Source organism: Nonomuraea sp. CA-141351 (assembly GCF_050944675.1).
Taxonomy (GTDB): Bacteria; Actinomycetota; Actinomycetes; order Streptosporangiales; family Streptosporangiaceae; genus Nonomuraea.
The window spans coordinates 10,857,817-10,878,568 of sequence record NZ_CP191982.1 but is presented as its reverse complement, the minus strand read 5'-3'; the positions used below and the strand labels follow the sequence as shown (position 1 = coordinate 10,878,568).

Genomic DNA, 20,752 nt, shown 5'->3' with positions numbered 1-20,752 from the left:
TGGGCCTAGCGGCTGTGCAAGGCCGCGTACACGTTGATGCGAGGCGTCGTGACCTCCGCACCCGCGCTCGTGTACGTGATCGGCTTGCCCGTGCGCTTCAACAGGTCGACCAGCTGGTCCACCCCCGCGTGGCGCTGCTTCTGGCGGAGCAGGGCCAGGGCGCCCGTCACGTGCGGGGTGGCCATCGAGGTGCCGCTCAGCGTCGCGTACGTGTTCCCCGCGATCGCCGCCTTGATCGTCACCCCGGGCGCGAAGACGTCCAGCAGCGCCCCCCGGTTCGAGAACGCGGCCACCGCGTCCTGCTTGTCCGTGGCGCCCACGGCGACCGTGTTCGAGACGCACGCGGGCCACGACACCGCCGTGTCCCAGCCGTTGTTGCCCGACGCGACCACCGTGGCGGTGCCCTTGGCGAGGAGCTTGTCGACCTCGGCCTTGAAGTCGGCCCCGTCGCCCTCGTCGCAGGCCTCGGTGTACTGGCCGCCGCCCAGGCTCAGGTTCACGGAGGCGATGTCGTACTGGTCGGCCACCAGGTCCGCGTACGCCATGCCGGTCAGGACCGACGAGTCGTACGCCAGGATGCAGACCGGGCGGCCGGCGCAGTACGGGGAGTTGTCGAAGCGGCTGAACACCTGCACCGGGACGATCCTGGCCTTGGGCGCCACGCCGTCGGCCGGGAAGTCAGCGGTGGCCTGGCCGGCCGTGATGCCCGCGACGTGCGTGCCGTGGTAGCACAGGCCGTACTGCGGCTGCGGGGCGCCCGTCATGCACGCGGCCGTCTCGGCGTCGGCCGCGCCGTCACCGATCTGGAACTGGCTGCCGTTCGGGCACAGCGGCGTGGAGTTGTCGTCCGGGTCGGTGGCCGAGAAGCAGGCCTGGGCGACGATGCGGTTGCCGAAGGCCGGGTGGTCGTTGTCGATGCCGGAGTCCAGGATCGCGACGGCCGTGCCCTTGCCCGTGAAGCCCTGCCGGTGGGCCCGGTCCGCACCAATCAGCGGGATGCTCTCCACCAGCGAGGGCTCGTTGAGCCTGTCCTTGCGGATGGAGACGACGTCCGACTGCTCGGCGATCTTCTCGAGCTCCGCGCGGCTGCCCCGGTAGACGAAGAAGTCCAGCTTGCCGGCCACCTCGGCAGGCGGCTCCGCGTAGACGTTTCTCCTGTCCCGCTTGACCTCCTCCGCGCTGGCCTGCGCGGACCGCACCTGGGCCGGCTGCCGCACGCGGACGATGGCGCGGTGCTCCCCAGTGGCGGTGATCGCGGGGTCGATCTTGGATTCGGGGTCGGCGAGGGCGGGTGTGGCGACCAGCGCGGCCGAGGCGGCGGCTAACGCGATGGCGCCGGCCAGCAGAGACGAGAGTCTCAACTGTTCCTCCGGGGGGATCGGGGGCGTTTGTTGCAGAAGTGTAGTTAAGAGGACAACTGATGTCAGAGCATCACGCGTGGGCGGCCGCGGTCGCTTGCTCCGCGTCGATCCTGGCCGTGGTCACGGAGGTGCCCGCGGCGGAGTACCGGATCGCCGCGCCCGTCCCCTTCAGCCGCTCCAGGCTCTGCGCCACCGTGAAGTCCGGGTACGCCTGCTTCATCAGCGCGAACATGCCCGCCACGTGCGGCGCGGCCATCGACGTGCCGCTCTGCTCCCGGTACGTGTCGTCGGGCACCGAGGACGTGATGCCCACGCCCGGCGCGAACAGGTCCAGCAGCGGCCCCCGGTTGGTGAAGCCGGCCAGGTGGTCGTGGTCGTCGGTGGCGCCCACCGCGACGGCGCTGGAGACGCAGGCGGGGGCGGCGACGCCGTTCGTGAAGCCGTTGTTGCCCGCCGCCACCACGGGCGCCACGCCCAGGCTCACCAGCGTGTCGAACTCGGGCTTGACCGCGGCGCCGGTCCCGTCCGCGTCACACGCCTGGCTGAACGGGCCACCGCCACCGAGGCTCATGTTCACCGCGGCGACGTTGTGGGCCCTGACCACCCGCGCGACGTACTCGAGCGCCAGCTTCTGGTCGGACACGTAGCTGAGGAAGCACGGCGGGGGAGTGCGGCCGACGACGCAGATCGCCGGGTTGTTCACGCGGCTGAAGACCTGGATCGGCAGGATGCCCGCCTCGGGGGCGACGCCGTTGGCGGGCGCGCCCGTGGTCATCCGGCCGGCGGCGATGCCGGCCACGTGCGTGCCGTGGGAGCAGGCATTCACCCCCTCGACGATGCACTGGGCCGTCTCGGCGTCGGCCGCGCCGGGGCCGGTCTGAGCGGGCTCGTTGTTCGGGCAGAGCGAGACGGTGCCGTCGCGTGCGTCGGAGGAGGAGAAGCACGCCTCGTCCACGATCCGGCCGGTGAGGAATGGATGGTCCCGGTCGATCCCCGTGTCCAGAATGGCGACCGTCGTGCCCTTGCCGGTCCAGCCCGCCTGGTTCGCCCGGTCCGAGTGGATGACGGCGGTGCTGGTGTCGAGGGCGGGCATGCTCAGCTCGTCCTTGTAGACGGCCTGGACCCGGTCGTCCTTCTCTAGCCTCGCGAGCGTCGCGCTGTCCACCTCGGCGACGAAGAAGTGCGGTGACGACGCGGCCTCCAGGACCCGGCTGCTCCCGGAGGCCTGCTCGATGTCCTTCGCGACGGCTTCGACGCTCTCTCCCGGCTTGAGCTGGATGATGGAGCGCACCCTGGACTTCGCCCGGACCTCCGCGACGAGCGCGGGGCTGATGATCGGCCCGTTGCCGCCCGCGGAGCCGGGCCGTGGCCCCGGGGTCGCGGTGCCGCCGGGGGCGCCCGGCCGGGTCGCCGGCACGCCGGTGTCGGCCAGGAGGGTCGGGGCCGCGCAGAGCAGGGCAGATGCCGCGGCCAGCGCCAGGGCGCCGGCCGGCAGAGATCGTAGCTTCACTTGTTCCTCCGGGCTCCCGGCTGGCGTACAGCCGCATACTTGCCCACCTGCGACAACCGTGATGTCAGTGGCGCATGTGACCGAGAGAAACGTTGGAAGCGTTTTTGCTCTCATGCGGGCTCAGGGCCCGCTACTTAACGTTTTTCGCCGCCTTCCTCAGTGTCGCCGCGGACGACTTGCTGCTCAGCCGCACCTTCTCGGCGGCGGTCAGCTTCGTGGTGCCGTTCGTGCCGTATGCCCAGTTCAGCCAGGCCGTGAGCAGCGCGCTGTCCAGCTTGGCCTTGCTGGTCTTGGTGTTCTTCAGCACCCGGTACGCCTTGCCGAGCGAGGAGGCCTTCGTCACCTCGGGGAACACCTTGCTCGACTTGCTGATCAGCTTCAGGTAGCAGGTGAGCGTGGCGTCCGGGATCGTGCCGCTGCTGCGGTGGATCTCCACGGCCCACTTCGCGGCCGACAGCTTCGTCGCGGACGTGCCCCGTGTGCAGACCTGCGCGGCGGTCTTCGGGGTCGGCGTGATCGTCACGGTGACGGTGACCGTGGGCAGCGGGACCGGCGAGGTGGAGGGCGTGGGCTCGGGTGCCTGGTCTCCCGGGTCGTCGGGCTCGGGGCTGGGGCCGCTGCTGTCCGACGGGTCCGGCTCGGGAGCGGGGTCCTCGGCCGGTGAGGACTGCGTGATGGTCGGCTGCGGCGACGCCCCGGCCAGCGCCGCCGCCAGGTCCAGGCGCGGCGTGGTGACCTGCGCGCCGTTGGCCTCGTACACGTACGGTCTGCCGGTGGTCTTCAGCGTGTTGATCAGCTCGGTCATCGGCGTGCCCGGCGAGTTCGCCTTCATCAGCGCCAGCGCGCCGGCCACGTGCGGGCTCGCCATCGAGGTGCCGCTGAACACGGCCGTCTGGTTGTCCGGGATGGACGACTCGATCTCCACGCCCGGCGCGAACAGGTCCACGATCGCCCCGCGGTTGGAGAAGTCCGCGATGACGTCGTTGTTGTCGTTCGCCCCGACGGCCACCGCGGAGGAGATGCAGGCCGGGTACGACGCTCCTTCGAAGTACTCGTTCCCCGCGGCCACCACGGTCGCGATGCCCTTGGCCAGCAGAGTGTCGATCTTCTGCTTGAAGATCACGCCTTCCTCAGTGGCGTCGCAGTCGGTCTCGGAGAGCTCACCGCCCAGGCTGAGGTTCACCGCGGCGATCGGCCGGTTCAGGGTCGCCACGTAGTCCATGGCCTGCCGCAGCGACGACTCGAACGCCAGCAGGCACGAGGGCTCGCCGCAGACGCCCTCGTCGTCGACCCGGCTGAACACCTGCACGGCCACGATGTTCGCGCCCGGCGCCACCCCTCCGGTGCCGGCCGCGATGCCCGCGACGTGGCTGCCGTGCTCGCACAGGTTCACGCCGTCCGCCAGGCACTTCGCCGTCGTGGCGTCCGCCGAGCCCGAGCCCGTCTGCGACGTCTGACCGTTCGGGCAGAGCGACTCGACGCCGGTCTCCACGGCGGAGAAGCAGGCCTCGTCCACGACCCTGTTCCCGAACCACGGGTGGTCCCGGTCGATGCCGGTGTCCAGCACGGCAACCGCCTGCCCGGCCCCGGTGTAGCCCTTGGCGTGCGCCTGGTCGGCGCCGATCAGCTTGAGGTTGGGGCCGACGTCCACCGGCGAGTACGTCCTGTCCCGGTGGATGGACGTGACCCGCGGGTCCTCGGCCAGCTTGGCCAGCTCATCCGCGGTGCCCTCCACGACCATGAACGACTGGCTCTGCGGCTGGAGCACGACATCCACGCTCTCGGCCGCCGCCTGGGTCGCCACGGGCGCGTTCTGCCCGGGGTCGGACAGTTCGACGATGGCGCGTACGGCTCCGCCGTCGACGCCTAACCCCTCCTCCACCTTTGCTTCGCTTGGCGAAGCGCTGGGGGTGGGAGTCGGGTCCTCAGCGTAGGCCGGACCAGACAACGGCAGCAGGGCCAGCGCGATCGTGCTCACGATCAGGGGGCGAAGTCGCACGCGTCCTCCGAGGGGGATGATCTCGGAGTTTATGGTGATTTACCGGACAGGCACAGACCTTATGGCCGGTTTCTCACCGAACTCTCAGCGCGCGCACCTCAAACGTTCAGGGTGTCCCCTTCGTGTGTGAGCCACACCGCGCCGAGCGGCGGCACCCGTAGGGTGGTCGAATGCGGCAGCCCATGCCACGGCTCGCCGTCGGCATCGACCCCGCCCAGGTTGCCCACGCCGCTGCCCCAGTAGTCGTAGGCGTCGGTATTGACCACCTCCGACCATTGACCCGCGTACGGGAGCCCGAGCCGGTAGTTCTCGTGCGCCGAGCCGCTGAAGTTGACCACGCACGCCACCGCTGACCCGTCGTTCGCGTAGCGGAGGAACGAGAACGTGTTACCTGAGGCGTCGTCGGCGTCGATCCACCGGAACCCCTCGGGCCTGGAGTCCTGCTCCCACAGCGCGGGGGTCTCGCGGTAGATCCTGTTCAGGTCGCGCACCATCCGCTGCACGCCCTGGTGCCCGTCGAACTCCAGCACCCACCAGTCCAGCCCGCGCTCCTCCGACCACTCGGACCCCTGGCCGAACTCACCGCCCATGAACAGCAGCTGCTTGCCCGGATGCGCCCACATGAACGCCAGCAACGCGCGCAGCTGCGCGAATCGCTGCCACTCGTCGCCCGGCATCTTGCCGAGCAGCGACCCCTTGCCGTGCACGACCTCGTCGTGGGACAGGGGCAGCATGTAGTTCTCGGAGTACGCGTACAGCAGCGAGAACGTCATCTGATGGTGGTGGTACTGGCGGAAGATCGGCTCGTGGCGCAGGTATTCGAGCGTGTCGTGCATCCAGCCCATGTTCCACTTGAACCCGAACCCGAGCCCGCCCAGGTGCACCGGACGCGAGACCCCTGGCCAGGCCGTCGACTCCTCGGCGACGGTCGAGATGCCGGGCACCTCGCGGTAGGCGACGGAGTTCATCTCCTTGAGGAACTCGACCGCGTCGAGGTTCTCCCTGCCGCCGTAGACGTTCGGCGTCCACTCGCCCTCGCGCCGCGAGTAGTCGAGGTAGAGCATCGAGGCCACCGCGTCCACCCGCAGCCCGTCGATGTGGAACTCCTTCAGCCAGTAGAGCGCGTTGGCCACCAGGAAGTTGCGCACCTCCCTGCGGCCGAAGTCGAACACGTACGTGCCCCAGTCGGGGTGCTCGCCCCTGGCCGGGTCGGCGTGCTCGTAGAGCGGGGTGCCGTCGAAGCGCGCCAGCGCCCAGTCGTCCATCGGGAAGTGCGCGGGCACCCAGTCCAGCAGCACGCCGATGCCGCGCTGGTGCATCAGGTCCACGAAGTGGCGGAACTCGTCGGGCGTGCCGAACCTGGCCGTCGGCGCGTAGTAGGACGTCACCTGGTAGCCCCACGACCCGCCGAACGGGTGCTCGGCCACGGGCAGCAGCTCCACGTGCGTGAACCCCATGTCGGCCACGTACGAGGAGAGCTGCTCGGCCAGCTCCACGTACGACAGCCCGGGCCGCCACGACCCCAGGTGCACCTCGTAGACGCTCATCGGCCCTTCCTGGGGGTGCCGCTCGCGCTGGTCGGCGAGCCAGGCGTCGTCCCCCCAGGCGTAGGCCGGCTTGTCGACCACGGACGCCGTCATAGGCGGCACCTCGGTGCGCCTGGCCATCGGGTCGGCCTTGTCGCGCCACACGCCGTCCGCGCCCAGGATCTGGAACTTGTACCGTTCGCCCGCCTCGATCCCGGGGATGAACAGCTCCCACACCCCGGAGCGGCCCAGCGACCGCATCGGGTAGGCGGTGCCGTCCCAGTGGTTGAAGTCGCCGACGACCCGGATGCCCCGCGCATTGGGCGCCCAGACGGCGAAGGACGTGCCCTCGACGTCCTCGTGCTTCATCACGCGGGCGCCGAGCGCCTCCCACAGCCGCTCGTGCCGCCCCTCGCCGATGAGATGCAGATCCACCTCGCCGAGTGTGGGCCAGTGCCGGTACGGGTCACGGACCTCGTACGCGTCGCTGCCGGCGTACTTGACGCTCAGCGTGTAGCCGGGCACCTTGTCGAGACCCGGCACCGTGACCTCGAACACCCCGTGGGCCTGGTGTTTCATGTCGTGGGCCGTACCGTCCTCCAGCACCACCCGCACCCGCTCGGCCAGCGGGCGCAGGGTACGGAAGATCACTCCGCCGGACGCGGGGTGCGCTCCCAGCACGGAGTGCGGGTCGTGGTGTGCCCCTCCCGCGAGGCGGTCGAGCTCTGTCCTCATCGGCATGCTCCCAACCTTGCCCTACGATGACCGTCCATCCCAGGCACTGCCCGCTTTCACCGAGACAATCACCGAAAGTGCGAAATCGTGGGTTTAATCTGGTGCCGCGCCGCCCATGCACCCACCGCCTGCCGCACTGTCGGTCGAGCGCGAACCGGTGAATCCCTCCAGAAAGGTCCCCGCCATGTATCCGCCACCCCCCGCTTACGGGTATGCGCCACCGCCCCCGCCGTTACGCCCGGTCCGCGGCCTCGCGATCTTCGCAGTGGTGGCGCTCGTCTGCGACTCGGTCATCGGCGTCGCCGCCGCGGTCATCGACCTCTGGTACGCGGACCTCGTCGACCGCCTGATCGTCGACCCCGACTCCGTGCCGGAATCGGAGATCGCCGCGGGCGACTCCATCTACGGGCTGTCCGGCATCGTGGAGACCGTCACGTACGTCGTCGCGATCGTGGCATTCCTGGTCTGGCTGTTCGGGGTCAGGGCGAACGCCGAGATCCTCGCGCCTGACGGGCACAGGCGCGCCAAACCCTGGCTGATCTTCGGCTGGGTCATCCCGATCATCTCGTTCTGGTTCCCGAAGCAGATCGTGGACGACATCTGGGATGCCACGCATCCGACTCCGTCGCCGCCGAAGGGCCTCTTCAACGCCTGGTGGGCGGCCTGGCTGGCAGGCAGTCTGCTCTCCAACGCAGGCTCGCGTCTGCTGTTCAACGCCGAGGAGCCGGATCAGATCGCCGCGGCGGCGCGGTTCGACGTGGTGTGCATCGGGCTGATGCTCGTGGCGGCCGTGCTGGCGATCTTCGTCATCCGGCGCATCACCGACGTCCAAGAAGAGCGCCGCTCGGCGGCCGGCGTTGCACCCGGCTTTCCCGGGGCGTATCCGGCGTACTAGCCGCACTCGGCCAGGTGGTTGTCCAGCGGCAGGGTCGCGCCCCGGGACTTGGCCGCTTCGGCCGCCTCCCGGCCCAGCGCGATCCCGGGATCACCGGCCACGTCCCTGACCCGGTCCAGCCCCTTGCGCGGCAGCGACTCGGCCTCGTCGAGACGGCCCCGCTGCCGGGCCACGAGCGCGAGACCTAGCCCGGCTGCTTGATGCTCTCGATGATTCGGGCGAAGCCTTCCGATCCGTGGCCTGCATCGATCTGGCGTTGGATGAGCCGTTGGACCATGGCGACCACCTCGGTGCTGATGCCCTGGGCGGAACTGGCGGCCAGGAGGTCACTGAGGTTGGAGAACTCGAGGCTCTGTTGCCCTTCGACGGTGTAGTCCCCACCGTCGATGACTGCGGCGAACCCTTGGAAGGCGCCGGTCATGGCGGTCAGCCAAGGTGTGGCCATAGCAGCGAACTCGCCCGCCGTCACACCGGCGGGCGCAACCATGGCGGTGCCGTGCAGGAATCCGGCGAACATGACGTACATGCCCGCAAGTAGGGCGAGGTCGTACAGGGACGCCAACCCGGCATCCTCGCCGAAGTAGGTGGAGGTTCCCCACAGATTGAGCAGCGGCTTGTAGTGGTTGAAGACATCGGCCGATCCGCTGTAGAGGATCGATGCCTCGGGCCGGCCGATCATGTGCGGTACGGCCATGATGCCGCCGTCCAGATACGCGACCCCGGCATGGGCGGCCCAGGCGGCCAACTCCCGTGACTGAGCCGGTGACGTCGTGGTTACGTTGATCAAGGTTCGTCCGGCCAGCTCATTGGAGAGCGGATCGAGCACCTCACGGACCGACGCGTGGTCCAGCAGGCATACGATCACCAGCCGGCCGGCCCGGACCGCGTCGCCGGCCGTCGCAGCGACCTTGGCGCCCTGCGCAACGAGGTCGTCCGCCTTCCCCGGTGAGCGGTTCCAGACGGTGGTCGCGTATCCGGTCTTCACCAGGGCGCCTGCGAGGGCGCCACCCATCGCCCCCAGCCCGAGAACGCTCACCTGGACGCTGTCGTTGGTTGTCATTTTTGGGCTCCCCCTCGTGTTCATCGATCGGCTGAATCCTCTCGGCTACTGGCATACTTGACCAGTACGGACAAAATAGTTGGGTACTAACTTGTGGGTAAGTACGTCTTGGAGGGGTCGTATGGCGACATCAGCACGACGTGGTCCCTACTTCTGCGGCATCGACGCGGCGATGGACGTAGTCGCCGGCAAGTGGAAGTCGCTGATCCTGTGGGAGCTGCACCACTACGGGACCCGCCGGTTCGCCGAGCTCCGACGCGGTCTGCCGGGCGTCAGCGAGAAGATGTTGATTCAACATCTACGGGAGATGGAAGAAGACGGGCTCGTGCATCGTGAGGTGTACCGCGAGGTACCACCGAAGGTCGAGTACTCCCTGACGGAGCACGGCGTCTCACTCAACGCTGCCCTGGCCCCCTTGGGAAAATGGGGCACCGAACGCATGCGGCGGATCGGGGCCGAAAAGGTCTCCGTCAACGTTGCCGCGTCAGTGCGGCGATAGCGCCTCCGGTCCCAGGGCCGCCCGCACCGCGGCCGTGATCCGGTCGACGTCGCACCCGTTCCGCGGCGGGGAGCGTCGAGGAGCTCTAGCGGGGGCGGAACGCGGCCAGGGGGATCGATATCCAGGCGGGCCGGTTGCGGGCCTCGTACACGACCTCGTACACCGCCTTGGACAGCTCGAACGCCCGCAGCAGCGCCGCGTCCCCTCGCGTGATCACGCCGCCGCCCTCCACGTATCCCTCGAGGAACGCGGCGCGGTTCCGGTCGGCCCACTCCTCGGCCCGGGGCTCCAGATGCTCGGCCTGGGTGTGGCCGGCCAGCAGGTGCCTGGCCGCGTAGTCGAACGAGCGCAGCATCCCCGCCACGTCGCGCAGCGGCGAGTACAGCGCCCTGCGTTCGGCCAGCGGCTGCCCCGGCTCGCCCTCGAAGTCCAGCACCACCCAGTCCGTCGGCGTACGCATGACCTGGCCCAGGTGGTAGTCCCCGTGAATCCGCTGCACGGGGATCTCGTGGGTGAGCAGCTCCACCTGGTGGTACGCCTCCTCGATAACGCTCACATGCGGGCGCAGCTCAGGCACCTCCGCCACCGCCCGCCCCAGCTTGCGTCTGAAGGTCTCGGCCATCCGCTTGACCTCGTGCGACTCGATGACGTCGGTGGGGAAGGCCTCGGCCAGTTCGTGGTGCACCCGCGCGGAGGCGACGCCGAGGCGCAGCGATTCGGCCGCGAAGTCCCCGCCCGCCTCGGCCGCCGGCAGCTCGGGCAGCGACGCGTACAGGTCGCGGACGCTGGTCAGGGCGAGGTCCCAGCCGTCGTTCGCGATGGACAGGTACTCCTGCATGATCGCGAGCGTGGTGTCCGTGCCGTCGAGGTCCGTCTCGATCCACCCGTACGGCTGCGCGATGTGCGGCGCGCCCCTGGCGGCCAGCGCGGTAATGATCTCCAGCTCCGGGTTGACGCCGGGGATGAGGCGGCGGAAGAGCTTGCAGATGTACAGGTCCCCGTACACGAGCGAGGTGTTGGACTGCTCGGCCCCCAGCACGAGGCTGCGCTGGGAGGTGTCGATGGTGATGCCGGGGACGCGGCGCATGCGCAGGCCGTTGTCGGTCTCGTCGCGGGCCATGCCCTCGAGGAGCCAGCTCGTGCGCTCGGGGTCGTGGACGGCGTCGTACAGGTAGACGTTGCCCAGCATGCCGATGAGCGCGTGCGTCAGGCGGTCGGGAAGCTCGGTTCGTTCGCCGAGCAGGATCTGGTAGCGGTCGCGCGAGCCGTCCTGCCATACGGCGACGACCAGGTGTCTGAGTCCGGGCGTCAGCTCGACGTCCGATTCGATCGACAGCGCGTCGATCGGGCGCCCCTTGCCGCCGAACCAACGCTGGTGTCCGATCCATGCGGCAAGGAGCTCATCAAGCACGTCCTACTCCTCCTGGATGACGGCCGGCGGGAGTGTGAACCAGTAGAACCCATGCCCAGGAAGCGTCAAAAGATACGGAAGTTCGCCAATTGCCGGGAATGGGACCCCGCCCATCGTCTCCACGGGAGAGACTCCGACGAATCTCCGCAGGTCGAGCTCGACCGGTTGCGGGAAGCGTGACAGGTTGTTCACGCAGAGCATCCGATCGTCCCCCAGCTCTCTGACGAACGCGAGCACGCTGGGGTTGGAGGAGTTGAGCTCCGCGTAGCCGCCCAGCCCGAACACCGGGTGCCGCTTGCGGATCTCGATCATGCGCTTGGTCCAGTGCAGCAGCGAACCGGCGTTCTTCTGCTGGGCCTCGACGTTGAGGCCCTGGTAGCCGTAGATCGGGTCCATGATGACCGGCAGGTAGAGCCGGCCGGGGTCGGTGTCGGAGAAACCGGCGTTGCGGTCGGGGTCCCACTGCATGGGCGTGCGCACGCCGTCGCGGTCGCCGAGCCAGATGTTGTCGCCCATGCCGATCTCGTCGCCGTAGTAGAGCACCGGGGAGCCGGGCAGCGACAGGAGCAGCGCGGTGAACAGCTCGATCTGGTTGCGGTCGTTCTCCAGCAGGGGCGCCAGGCGGCGGCGGATGCCGACGTTCGCCCGCATGCGCGGATCCTTGGCGTATTCGGTGTACATGTAGTCGCGTTCCTCGTCCGTGACCATCTCGAGCGTCAGCTCGTCGTGGTTACGGAGGAAGATTCCCCACTGGCAGTGTTCCGGAATTTTCGGCGTTTGCGCCAAAATTTCGGAAATGGGGTAGCGAGACTCCCGGCGTACTGCCATGAAAATGCGGGGCATGAGCGGGAAATGGAATGCCATGTGGCATTCGTCCCCGCCACCCACCGGATCGCCGAAGTACTCCACCACGTCCGACGGCCACTGGTTGGCCTCGGCGAGCAGCACCCGGTCGGGGTAGATCCGGTCCACCTCGGCCCTGACCCGCTTGAGGTACTGGTGGGTCCTCGGCAGGTTCTCGCAGTTGGTGCCCTCCTCCTCGAAGAGGTACGGCACCGCGTCCAGCCGGAACCCGTCGATGCCCAGGTCCAGCCAGAAGCGCAGGACCTCCAGCATGGCCTCCTGCACGTCCGGGTTCTCGTAGTTGAGGTCCGGCTGGTGGTGGAAGAAGCGGTGCCAGTAGTACTGGCCGCGCACCGGGTCGTAGGTCCAGTTGGACGTCTCGGTGTCGATGAAGATGATCCGGGCGTCCTGATATTTCTCATCGGTGTCGGACCACACGTAGAAGTCGCCGAACGGCCCCTCGGGGTCGTGACGGGACGCCTGGAACCACGGGTGGGCGTCGCTGGTGTGGTTCATGACGAGGTCGGCTATGACGCGCATGCCGCGTTTGTGCGCCTCGTCCACCAGCTTCACGAAGTCTCCCAGATCCCCGAACTCGGGCAGGATCTTCATGAAGTCCGCGATGTCGTATCCGCCGTCACGCAGCGGCGACTCGTACAGCGGCAGCAGCCAGAGGCAGTCGACCCCGAGCCACTGGAGATAGTCGAGCTTGCTGATGAGCCCTTTGATGTCGCCGGTCCCGTCGCCGTTGGAGTCGGCGAATCCTCGGATCAGGACCTCGTAGAAAACCGCGTGCTTGTACCAGTACGGGTCGCGCGGCTTTTCCTCGTCGAAGGTGTTGGGAATGGGTGTGGTGGAGCTCATGAGCCACCCCACGAGGGGCTCATGACGGAGGCGCTTTCACACACGTTGAAGACTCCCCGCTGAATTCAGTTCTACCGTGGCGCGGCTCGTACGGTGAGAATATGGGCAGGCTGGATATGGGGGTCGAGGCGTACATAGTTGCTCTGCCGCCAGCGGTACGACTCTCCCGACAACTCGTCGTCGACGACGAACTCGGCGTTCCAGTCGAGTCCGATGGCTGGTAGGTCAAGGTCAACAGTCGCCTCGTGGGTGTGGTGCGGGTCCAGGTTGATGACCGCCAGAACCACGTCGCCGAGCCCGTGCCTTCGTGTGGCCGGGTCATAGGCGCCGGGAAGCCGCTTGGAGAAGCAGACGATGTCCCCTTGGTCGACCCTGTGGAACCGTAGATTACGCAATTCCTGCAGTGCCGGATGCGCTCTTCGGAACAAATTCAGGTGGGTTATGAAGGGGCCCAGGCTCCATCCCTCACGTTCGGCCGTAACCCAATCACGAGGTTTGTACTGATATTTCTCGCTATCTAGGTATTCCTCGCTGCCGGGACGTACCGGGATGTTCTCTATGAGCTCGTACCCGGAGTAAACCCCCCAGGAGGGCGAGCCGAGCGCGGCCAGCACCGCCCTGATCTTGAAGCCGGGGACGCCGCCGTGCTGCAGGTACTCGTGCAGGATGTCCGGCGTGTTCACGAACAGGTTCGGCCGCAGGTAGGCGGAGGTCTCATGGGAGAGCTCCATGAGGTACGTCTCCACCTCCACCTTCGTGTTCCGCCACGTGAAGTACGTGTATGACTGGTGGAAGCCCACCTTGGCCAGCGCACGGAGCATCGGCGGCCGGGTGAACGCCTCGGAGAGGAAGATCACATCGGGGTCGGTCGTGTGGATGTCCGCCAGCAGCCGCTCCCAGAACCCGACCGGCTTCGTGTGCGGGTTGTCCACCCGGAAGATCCGCACGCCGTGGTGCATCCAGTGCAGCAGCACCCGCTTGACCTCGGCGTAGATGCCCTCGGGATCCTTGTCGAAGTTGATCGGGTAGATGTCCTGGTACTTCTTCGGCGGGTTCTCGGCGTACGCGATGGAGCCGTCCGCCCTGATCGTGAACCACTCGGGGTGTTCCTTCACCCACGGGTGGTCGGGCGAGCACTGGAGCGCGAAGTCGAGCGCGATCTCCATGCCCAGCTCTCTGGTGCGCCCCACGAACTCGTCGAAGTCCTCGATCGTGCCCAGGTCGGGATGTACGGCGTCGTGGCCGCCGTCCTCGGAGCCGATGGCCCAGGGCGAGCCCGGCTCGTCGGGCTCAGGGCTGAGCGTGTTGTTGCGGCCCTTGCGGAACGTCGTGCCGATCGGGTGGATGGGCGGCAGGTAGACGACGTCGAAGCCCATCTTGGCGATGGCGGGGAGCCGTTTGGCAGCGGTCTGGAAATTTCCGGACTTGGAGATGCCTAGCTCGCTGACGACCGCGCCTTCCGACCTGGGGAAGAACTCGTACCACGAGCCGTACAGCGCCCTGCGCCGGTCCACCCTGATCTTGTGGGACTTGGACCTGGTCACCAGCTCCCGGAACGGATGCGACTCCAGCAGCGCGGCCGTCTCCGGAAGCTGCGCGATCGAGAGCCGGGCCCTGGGGTCCAGTTCCTCGTCACGCAGCGTGGCGGAGACCGACAGCAGAGCCGCCCGGTGCCCGCAGGCGCTGTCGCCGTTCTGGTTCGTGGCGCCGTTCTTGGGCGTGCCGTTCGGGCAGTCGGTCGCCCGCACGGCCTTGGCGGCCCGCTCGAAGAGCCGGGCGCCTTCCTCGCACATGAGGTCGACGTCCATGCCGCGCGGGATCTTGATCTCGGCGTCGTGCAGCCACGTGGCGATCGGGTCGCTCCACGCCTCCACCCGGAACAGCCAGTCACCCTCCGCGGGCAGGCACACATCCACGCCCCAGCGGTCGGTGCCCGGGGCGAGCTCGCGCATTCGTCTCAGACGTCCACGCTGCCCATCCGGCGAGGTGAGCACCACGCCCGCGGCCACGGCGTCATGGCCCTCTCTGAAGACGGTCGCCGAGACCTGGAAGGTCTCGCCGGCGACCGCCTTGGCGGGCCACTGCCCGCAGTCGACGACGGGGGAGATGTCCGTGATGGGAATTCGTCCGATCATCGCATTCAAGGGTTTGCGGCGGCGCGCTCGGTGCCACCGGAGGCTTTCCGTGTAGGTGCGGACTGTGCATCCTCTGGTGGGTCGCTGCCGCGTCCCGCCATAGGAACGATCCTTGCATGTAAATTGTGGACAGCAGTGGATAGACCTCCCGAGTGTGCCCGCGGGAGAGCCAACAATGAGGAAAGTTGCCCCAATAGTCCCTCTTCATGCCTTGTCCCGGAAGGGGTTTGAACGGTCTTGATGAGGGTGAAGGACTCAGAGGTCCCTCCTAGCCCGTAGGGTGCAGAAACGTGAGAGCTATCCGCCGGTTTACCGTCCGCACCGTCCTGCCCGCGGAGCTGGCCGCCCTCGGCGAGCTCGTGCAGAATCTCCGATGGTCCTGGCACCCGGAGACGCTGGATCTCTTCTCGGAGGTCGACGCCGACCTCTGGGAACAGGTCGGGCACGACCCCGTGGCCCTGCTCGGCGCGGTCAGTCCCGGCCGGCTCAGCGAGCTGGCCTCCGACCGCCGCTTCCTGCGCCGCCTCGCCGACGCGGCCGACGACCTGCGCGAATACATGACCTCGCCGCGCTGGTATCAGACGTTGCCCGAGGGAGCGCGCACCATCGCGTACTTCTCCCCCGAGTTCGGCATCGCGGCCGCGCTGCCGCAGTATTCGGGCGGTCTGGGCATCCTCGCGGGAGACCACCTCAAAGCGGCCAGCGACCTGGGCGTGCCGATCCTCGCGGTCGGCCTGCTCTACCGCCACGGCTACTTCACGCAGTCGCTTTCGCCCGAGGGCTGGCAGCTGGAGCACTATCCGTCGCTCGACGCGGGCGGCCTGCCGCTCACCCTGCTGAAGGATGCCGAGGGTGAGCCGGTCAAGATCCGCATCGCCCTGCCCGACGAGCGCGAGCTGCACGCCCAGGTGTGGGTGGCGCAGGTGGGACGGGTGCCGCTGCTGCTGCTCGACTCCGACGTGGCCGACAACGACACCGCCGCCCGCGATGTCACCGACCGCCTCTACGGTGGCGGCACCGACCACCGGCTCATGCAGGAGCTGCTGCTTGGCGTGGGCGGCGTACGCGCGATCAGGGCGTACTGCAAGATCACCGGGCACGCCGAGCCCGAGGTGTTCCACACGAACGAGGGGCACGCCGGATTCCTCGGCCTCGAGCGCATCCGCGAGCTGACCGAGGCGCGGCTCTCGTTCGACGAGGCGCTGGAGGCCGTGCGGGCGGGCACGGTGTTCACCACGCACACACCCGTCCCCGCGGGCATCGACAGGTTCCCCGTCGACATGATCGAGCGCCACTTCGGCGGCTCGAACGCCTGGCCGACCGTGCCCGTCGAGCGGATCCTGGCGCTGGGCGCCGAGTCCGACCCCGGCCGCTTCAACATGGCGGTCATGGGCATGCGGCTGGCGCAGCGCGTCAACGGCGTGTCCCGGCTGCACGGCAAGGTCAGCCGGGAGATGTTCAAGGATCTCTGGCCGGGCTTCGACATCGACGAGGTGCCGATCGGGTCGATCACGAACGGCGTGCACGCGCCCACCTGGGTCGGCAGGGAGCTCATGGAGCTGGCCGGCCGGGAGGTGCCCTCGCTGCTGGAGCGGGCCCGCGGCTGGGAGGGCATCCAGAAGATCTCCGACGCCGACATCTGGCAGATCAGGGGCACGCTGCGCACGAGGCTGGTCGAGGGTGCCCGCGTGCGCCTGCGCAGGTCGTGGCGCGAGCGGGGAGCCTCCGACGCCGAGCTCGGCTGGATCGACGACGCGCTCGACCCCGATGTGCTGACCATCGGCTTCGCCCGGCGGGTGCCGTCGTACAAGCGGCTCACGCTGATGCTGCGCGACTCCAAACGACTGACCGAGCTGCTGCTCGACCCGGACAAGCCCGTGCAGATCGTGATCGCCGGCAAGGCGCACCCCGCCGACGAGGGCGGGAAGAAGCTGATCCAGCAGATCGTCAAGTTCGCCGATCAGCCGACCGTGCGCCACCGCATCGTCTTCCTGCCCGACTACGACATGGCGCTCGGCCAGCTCATGACCCAGGGTTGCGACGTCTGGCTGAACAACCCGCTGCGCCCGCTGGAGGCGTCCGGCACCTCGGGGATGAAGTCCGCGCTGAACGGCGGGCTCAACCTGTCGATCCGCGACGGCTGGTGGGACGAGTGGTACGACGGCACCAACGGCTGGTCGATCCCGACCGCCGACGGCGTGACGGACCCGGACCGGCGCGACGAGCTGGAGGCCGCCGCCCTGTACGACCTGATCGAGCACGAGGTGTCCGACAGGTTCTACGACCGCGCCTTCGACGGGATGCCGCGGCGCTGGATGGAGATGGTCAAGCACACCCTCGCCTCGCTGGGGCCGAAGGTGCTGGCCGGCCGGATGCTGCGGGACTACGTGGTCGACCTGTACAACCCGGCCGCCGCCTCGGCCCGCGCGCTGTCGGCCGACTCGTACGCGCCGGCGAAGACGTTCGCGGCCTGGAAGGTCCGGGTCACCAGGGCTTGGCCGGGGGTGCGCGTGGAGCACGTCGAAGCCTCGGGCGTGGGTGACACTCCGGAGGTGGGCGCCTCCATCGAGCTGCGCGCCACGGTCGCGCTCGGTGACCTTGAGCCCGGCGACGTGCTGGTCGAGGCGGCGTACGGCAAGGTCGGGCCGCACGACGAGCTGGTGCATCCGGTGTACGCGAAGCTCGCCGTCGCCTCGACGGACGACGACGGGCGGGCTTATTACACGGGCGAGGTCCCGCTCGACCGTACGGGAGCGTTCGGATACACCGTGCGGGTCGTGCCATACCACCCGCTGGCGGCCACCCCCGCGGAATTGGGGCTCATCGCCGTGCCGGAGGAGCCCGTGGGCATGACGAACGGCACATTGCGTTAAACGCCGGGCAGGGCGAACGGCCACGTGGCGGTAAACGGACGGCATAATCAGGACGTGGACGACAGCGGCAACGGCCTGCGGGCCGACACTCTGGTGGCCACGGTCCGAGGTGTGCTGCCGTCCCTGACGCCGGCCGCGCAGACCGTCGCCCGGCTCATCCTGGAGGATCCTGCGACGGTGGCCAGGAGCACCATCACCGAGCTCTCCGCCGCCTCGGGCACCAGCGAGGCCACGATCGTGCGCACCGCCAGGCTGCTCGGGTTCGCGGGATATCCGCAGCTCAGGCTGGCCTTAGCGGCGGCCGCCGCGCAGCCCGACCGGCTCGTGCCCGGAGACCTGGCGCCCGACGATCCGCTGTCGGAGGTCATCCAGAAGGTGGCGCGGGCCGAGTCCGAGGCGATCAACGACACCGTCGCCCAGCTGACCTCCGAGCGGCTGGGGCTGGTCGTGGACGCCATCGTGGGCGCGCGGCGGATCGACGCGTACGGGGTGGGCGCCTCAGGGCTCGTGGCCGAGGACGTCGCGCAGAAGCTGCTGCGCATCGGGCTGTCCAGTCACGCCTTCCAGGACGCGCACCTGGCGCTGACCAGCGCGGTGCTGCTCAAGGAGGGGGACGTGGCGATCGGCATCAGCACGTCGGGGGAGACGCCCGACGTGCTCGAGCCGCTGACCCGGGCCAAGGAGGCCGGGGCCACCACTGTCGCGATCACGAACAACCCGCGCTCGTCCATCGCGGAGCTGGCCGAACACGTGCTGATCTCCGCCGGGCGTGAGACGGAGTTCCGTCCCGGCGCCCTGGCCAGCAGGATCAGCCAGCTCCTCGTCGTCGACTGCGTGTTCGTCGGCGTCGCCCAGCGCACGTACGACTCCTCTCAGGAGGCGCTCGCGAGCACCAGGCGCGCCGTCAAGGAGTTCACCCGGAGAACGACACCTGCACGTCGTCAGCCTTGACGTACATCACGCGGTGGCCGAACTGGATCTCCAGGTACTTCGTCTTGCCCCGGACCACCTTGTGGTCCTGGTCCATGGTGAACGTGACCGCCCGGTAGTACTCGGCGGGCGCCGATCCGGCGAGCGTGTACTTCTCGCCGGCCGAGAACGTGTACTGCAGCGGAGTCACCGCCTGGTACGGGATGTCCGCCGGGTAGGCCTCCTGCTCGGGGTAGGCCCTGCCGTACACCGGGACCGTGGCCTTGCCCGGCTTCGGCGTGACCACGAGCCCCATGGACGGGACGGCGGTCGGGGCGCCGGCCGGGTTGTAGAACCAGGCCTTCTGCCCGAGGTACCAGATGGCCGTCCAGTCGCCCTGGCGCTCGGCCACGGCGAAGCGCTGGCCGGTGGTGGCCCGGGCGCTGTGGTCGTACACGCTGTAGAGGGAGCCGCCGGTCGGGTGCTTGCCGATGTCCTTGACCAGCGGCGCGTCCTGCCTCGGCTCGGTGCGGAGCCAGACGGTGCTCGCGGGGAGCGGCGGGCAGTCGGCGTTCGGGTTCTTGCGGTCGCACCCGTAGAAGTACGGCTTATTCGTCGCGAAGTCCGGCTTTATCATGATCGAGCCGGAGTTGGGACCGCCGAACTGGTGCAGCGGGGCGCCGATCAGCTGGAAGTAGTGCGCCCAGTCCCAGAACGGGCCCGGGTCCTCGTGCATCCCCTTCACGGTGGAGGGCAGGGTGCCGGGGACGTTGTCGTGGCCCAGGATGTGGGCGCGGTCGAGCGGGATGCCGTACCTGAGCGCCAGATAGCGGACCAGGCGGGCGCTCGACCGGTACATCGCCTCCGTGTACCAGGTGCTGCCCTCGGCCAGGAAACCCTCGTGCTCGATGCCGATGGACTTGGCGTTGATGTACCAGTTGCCGGCCTGCCAGGCGACGTCCTTGCCCTTGACGTGCTGGGCGATGTGGCCGTCGGTGGAGCGCACCGAGTACTGCCAGCTGGCGCCGTACTTGGGGTCCTGGTTGAGGCTGATGGAGGGGCCGAAATATCCCTCCATGTCGTGAATGATGATGTATTCGATTTTCTGGCTGACCGGCCGGTTCGCCAGGTCGTAGTGCCCGTAGTCGTCGGGAGGCAGCTCCTGGTACGCGGAGGGGATCCACTCACAGGAGATGGAGGCCGGGCACTCGACGCCATCGGTCCGCTCGTGACGGAGACCGAGCTTCTCGAGCCACTTCTCGATCTTCTCGAGGCCGGGCACGGCGGGCAGCGTGACCTTCTCCCCGTCGTCCGTGGTCCGCGCGGCGCCTTCCTTGATCGTCGCGAACACCTCGTCGGCGAAGAACTTGGCCGCCCCGGACTCCTCGGCCCCGGAGTACTTGGCGACGGCGCCGTACCACTCGCCCGCGTCTTCGCTCAGCGGCGCGCCGAGCGACTTCTGGTAGTCGGCGAGCAGTGCGGCGCCACCGCGGATGTTGGCGGCGTCGTCGGTACGCAGTCGCTCGTGACTCTCCCCGGTGAGCTCCGCGGCCTTCTCCATGGTGCGGAGGGAGCCGGGAATGTCGGTCTCGGTGGCGGAGGGTTCGGGACTGGGCAGCGGCCGGCTCTCATCCCCTCGGGCATCCTCGGCGCCTTCGCCGTGATGGTTGGATGTCGTGAAGGCGGCGGCGTCGGTCAGATGCATGGGGCCGAACCCGGCGCTGTTGGAGGGCTGCCCGGCATGGGCGTCCCACCGCGACTCGAGGTACGACACGCCGAGGAGGATGCTCTCGGGCACCTTGAACTCCTGGGCGGCGGCCGCGAAGGCCTCCTGGCGGTCGGCCGGCTCCTCGGCGTTTGCCGCAGGGGTGGCGGTTAAGGGCAAAAGGGCGACCACGGAGATCGCCAATAGGCGGCGCATGAACCACTCCTTGGACTGGGGGGCCACGTAGTGGAGTTCAGCGTCTCAACATTTTCCTTCGCTGGCGAGATCTTTGCGAAGATATTCTTCACCCCTTAACACCCTGACAGGCGGGCGCGGGCGACCAGCTCGCGGTCGGGGGGACAGGCGGGGAAGACGTGTGGCGAGGTTGAAGTCCGCAGTGCCAGCGGTTTACGGGGGGTGGACCGTA

14 protein-coding genes are annotated in these 20,752 nt (G+C 68.5%); 4 read left to right on the top strand and 10 right to left on the bottom strand.

The window, feature by feature from the left end; translation table 11 throughout:
* Positions 1-5 precede the first annotated feature (5 nt).
* From ACQPWU_RS51050 to glgB, 4 genes are all read right to left on the bottom strand, one after another.
* Entirely contained in the window at positions 6-1,361 is a 1,356-nt protein-coding gene (locus ACQPWU_RS51050) for a S8 family peptidase (protein ID WP_433433853.1), read from the bottom strand.
* Positions 1,362-1,431: 70 nt separating this feature from the next.
* Positions 1,432-2,871, bottom strand: coding sequence for a S8 family peptidase (locus tag ACQPWU_RS51045; RefSeq protein WP_433433851.1), 1,440 nt, complete (start codon positions 2,869-2,871; stop codon positions 1,432-1,434).
* Between the two features lie 130 nt (positions 2,872-3,001).
* Positions 3,002-4,870 carry a S8 family peptidase gene (locus tag ACQPWU_RS51040; protein WP_433433849.1) on the bottom strand — a complete coding sequence of 623 codons (1,869 nt, stop codon included), beginning with the start codon at positions 4,868-4,870 and terminating at the stop codon, positions 3,002-3,004.
* 98 nt (positions 4,871-4,968) lie between these two features.
* Entirely contained in the window at positions 4,969-7,131 is a 2,163-nt protein-coding gene (glgB, locus tag ACQPWU_RS51035) for a 1,4-alpha-glucan branching protein GlgB (RefSeq protein WP_433433847.1), read from the bottom strand.
* Between the two features lie 184 nt (positions 7,132-7,315).
* Between glgB and ACQPWU_RS51030 the strand changes: the two genes are divergently transcribed.
* On the top strand, positions 7,316-8,026 hold the full coding sequence (locus ACQPWU_RS51030) for a DUF4328 domain-containing protein (protein ID WP_433433845.1): 711 nt from the start codon (positions 7,316-7,318) through the stop codon (positions 8,024-8,026).
* Here ACQPWU_RS51030 and ACQPWU_RS51025 read toward each other — a convergent pair.
* Entirely contained in the window at positions 8,023-8,199 is a 177-nt protein-coding gene (locus ACQPWU_RS51025) for a hypothetical protein (RefSeq protein WP_433433843.1), read from the bottom strand. The two genes, ACQPWU_RS51030 and ACQPWU_RS51025, sit on opposite strands and share 4 nt — an antisense overlap.
* Positions 8,200-8,210: 11 nt before the next feature.
* Positions 8,211-9,062, bottom strand: coding sequence for an NAD(P)-dependent oxidoreductase (locus ACQPWU_RS51020; RefSeq protein ID WP_433433841.1), 852 nt, complete (start codon positions 9,060-9,062; stop codon positions 8,211-8,213).
* 145 nt (positions 9,063-9,207) lie between these two features.
* On the opposite strand from ACQPWU_RS51020, the gene ACQPWU_RS51015 reads away from it, so the two are divergent.
* Positions 9,208-9,585 (top strand): winged helix-turn-helix transcriptional regulator, encoded by a 378-nt coding sequence (locus tag ACQPWU_RS51015; RefSeq protein WP_360698543.1) that lies wholly within the window; start codon positions 9,208-9,210, stop codon positions 9,583-9,585.
* An 85-nt stretch (positions 9,586-9,670) separates the two neighbouring features.
* Here ACQPWU_RS51015 and ACQPWU_RS51010 read toward each other — a convergent pair whose 3' ends face one another.
* From ACQPWU_RS51010 to ACQPWU_RS51000, 3 genes are all read right to left on the bottom strand, one after another.
* Entirely contained in the window at positions 9,671-10,996 is a 1,326-nt protein-coding gene (locus tag ACQPWU_RS51010) for a maltokinase N-terminal cap-like domain-containing protein (RefSeq protein WP_433433839.1), read from the bottom strand.
* Positions 10,997-10,999: 3 nt separating this feature from the next.
* A complete protein-coding gene (treS, locus tag ACQPWU_RS51005) occupies positions 11,000-12,703 on the bottom strand; it encodes a maltose alpha-D-glucosyltransferase (RefSeq protein ID WP_433433837.1) in 1,704 nt (567 codons plus the stop codon).
* Between the two features lie 71 nt (positions 12,704-12,774).
* On the bottom strand, positions 12,775-14,838 hold the full coding sequence (locus ACQPWU_RS51000; protein WP_433433835.1) for an alpha-1,4-glucan--maltose-1-phosphate maltosyltransferase: 2,064 nt from the start codon (positions 14,836-14,838) through the stop codon (positions 12,775-12,777).
* Positions 14,839-15,128: 290 nt separating this feature from the next.
* Here ACQPWU_RS51000 and glgP point away from each other — a divergent pair, with 290 nt between their 5' ends.
* Positions 15,129-17,711: an alpha-glucan family phosphorylase gene (gene glgP, locus ACQPWU_RS50995; RefSeq protein ID WP_433433834.1), complete on the top strand. Its 2,583-nt coding sequence runs from the start codon at positions 15,129-15,131 to the stop codon at positions 17,709-17,711.
* A 54-nt stretch (positions 17,712-17,765) separates the two neighbouring features.
* Positions 17,766-18,662, top strand: coding sequence for a MurR/RpiR family transcriptional regulator (locus ACQPWU_RS50990; RefSeq protein WP_433433833.1), 897 nt, complete (start codon positions 17,766-17,768; stop codon positions 18,660-18,662).
* Here the strand turns inward: ACQPWU_RS50990 and ACQPWU_RS50985 are convergent.
* The gene (locus ACQPWU_RS50985) at positions 18,625-20,541 is read right to left on the bottom strand and encodes an N-acetylmuramoyl-L-alanine amidase (RefSeq protein ID WP_433433831.1); all 1,917 of its coding nucleotides are present in this window, start codon (positions 20,539-20,541) and stop codon (positions 18,625-18,627) included. The two genes, ACQPWU_RS50990 and ACQPWU_RS50985, sit on opposite strands and share 38 nt — an antisense overlap.
* Between the last annotated feature and the right edge of the window lie 211 nt (positions 20,542-20,752).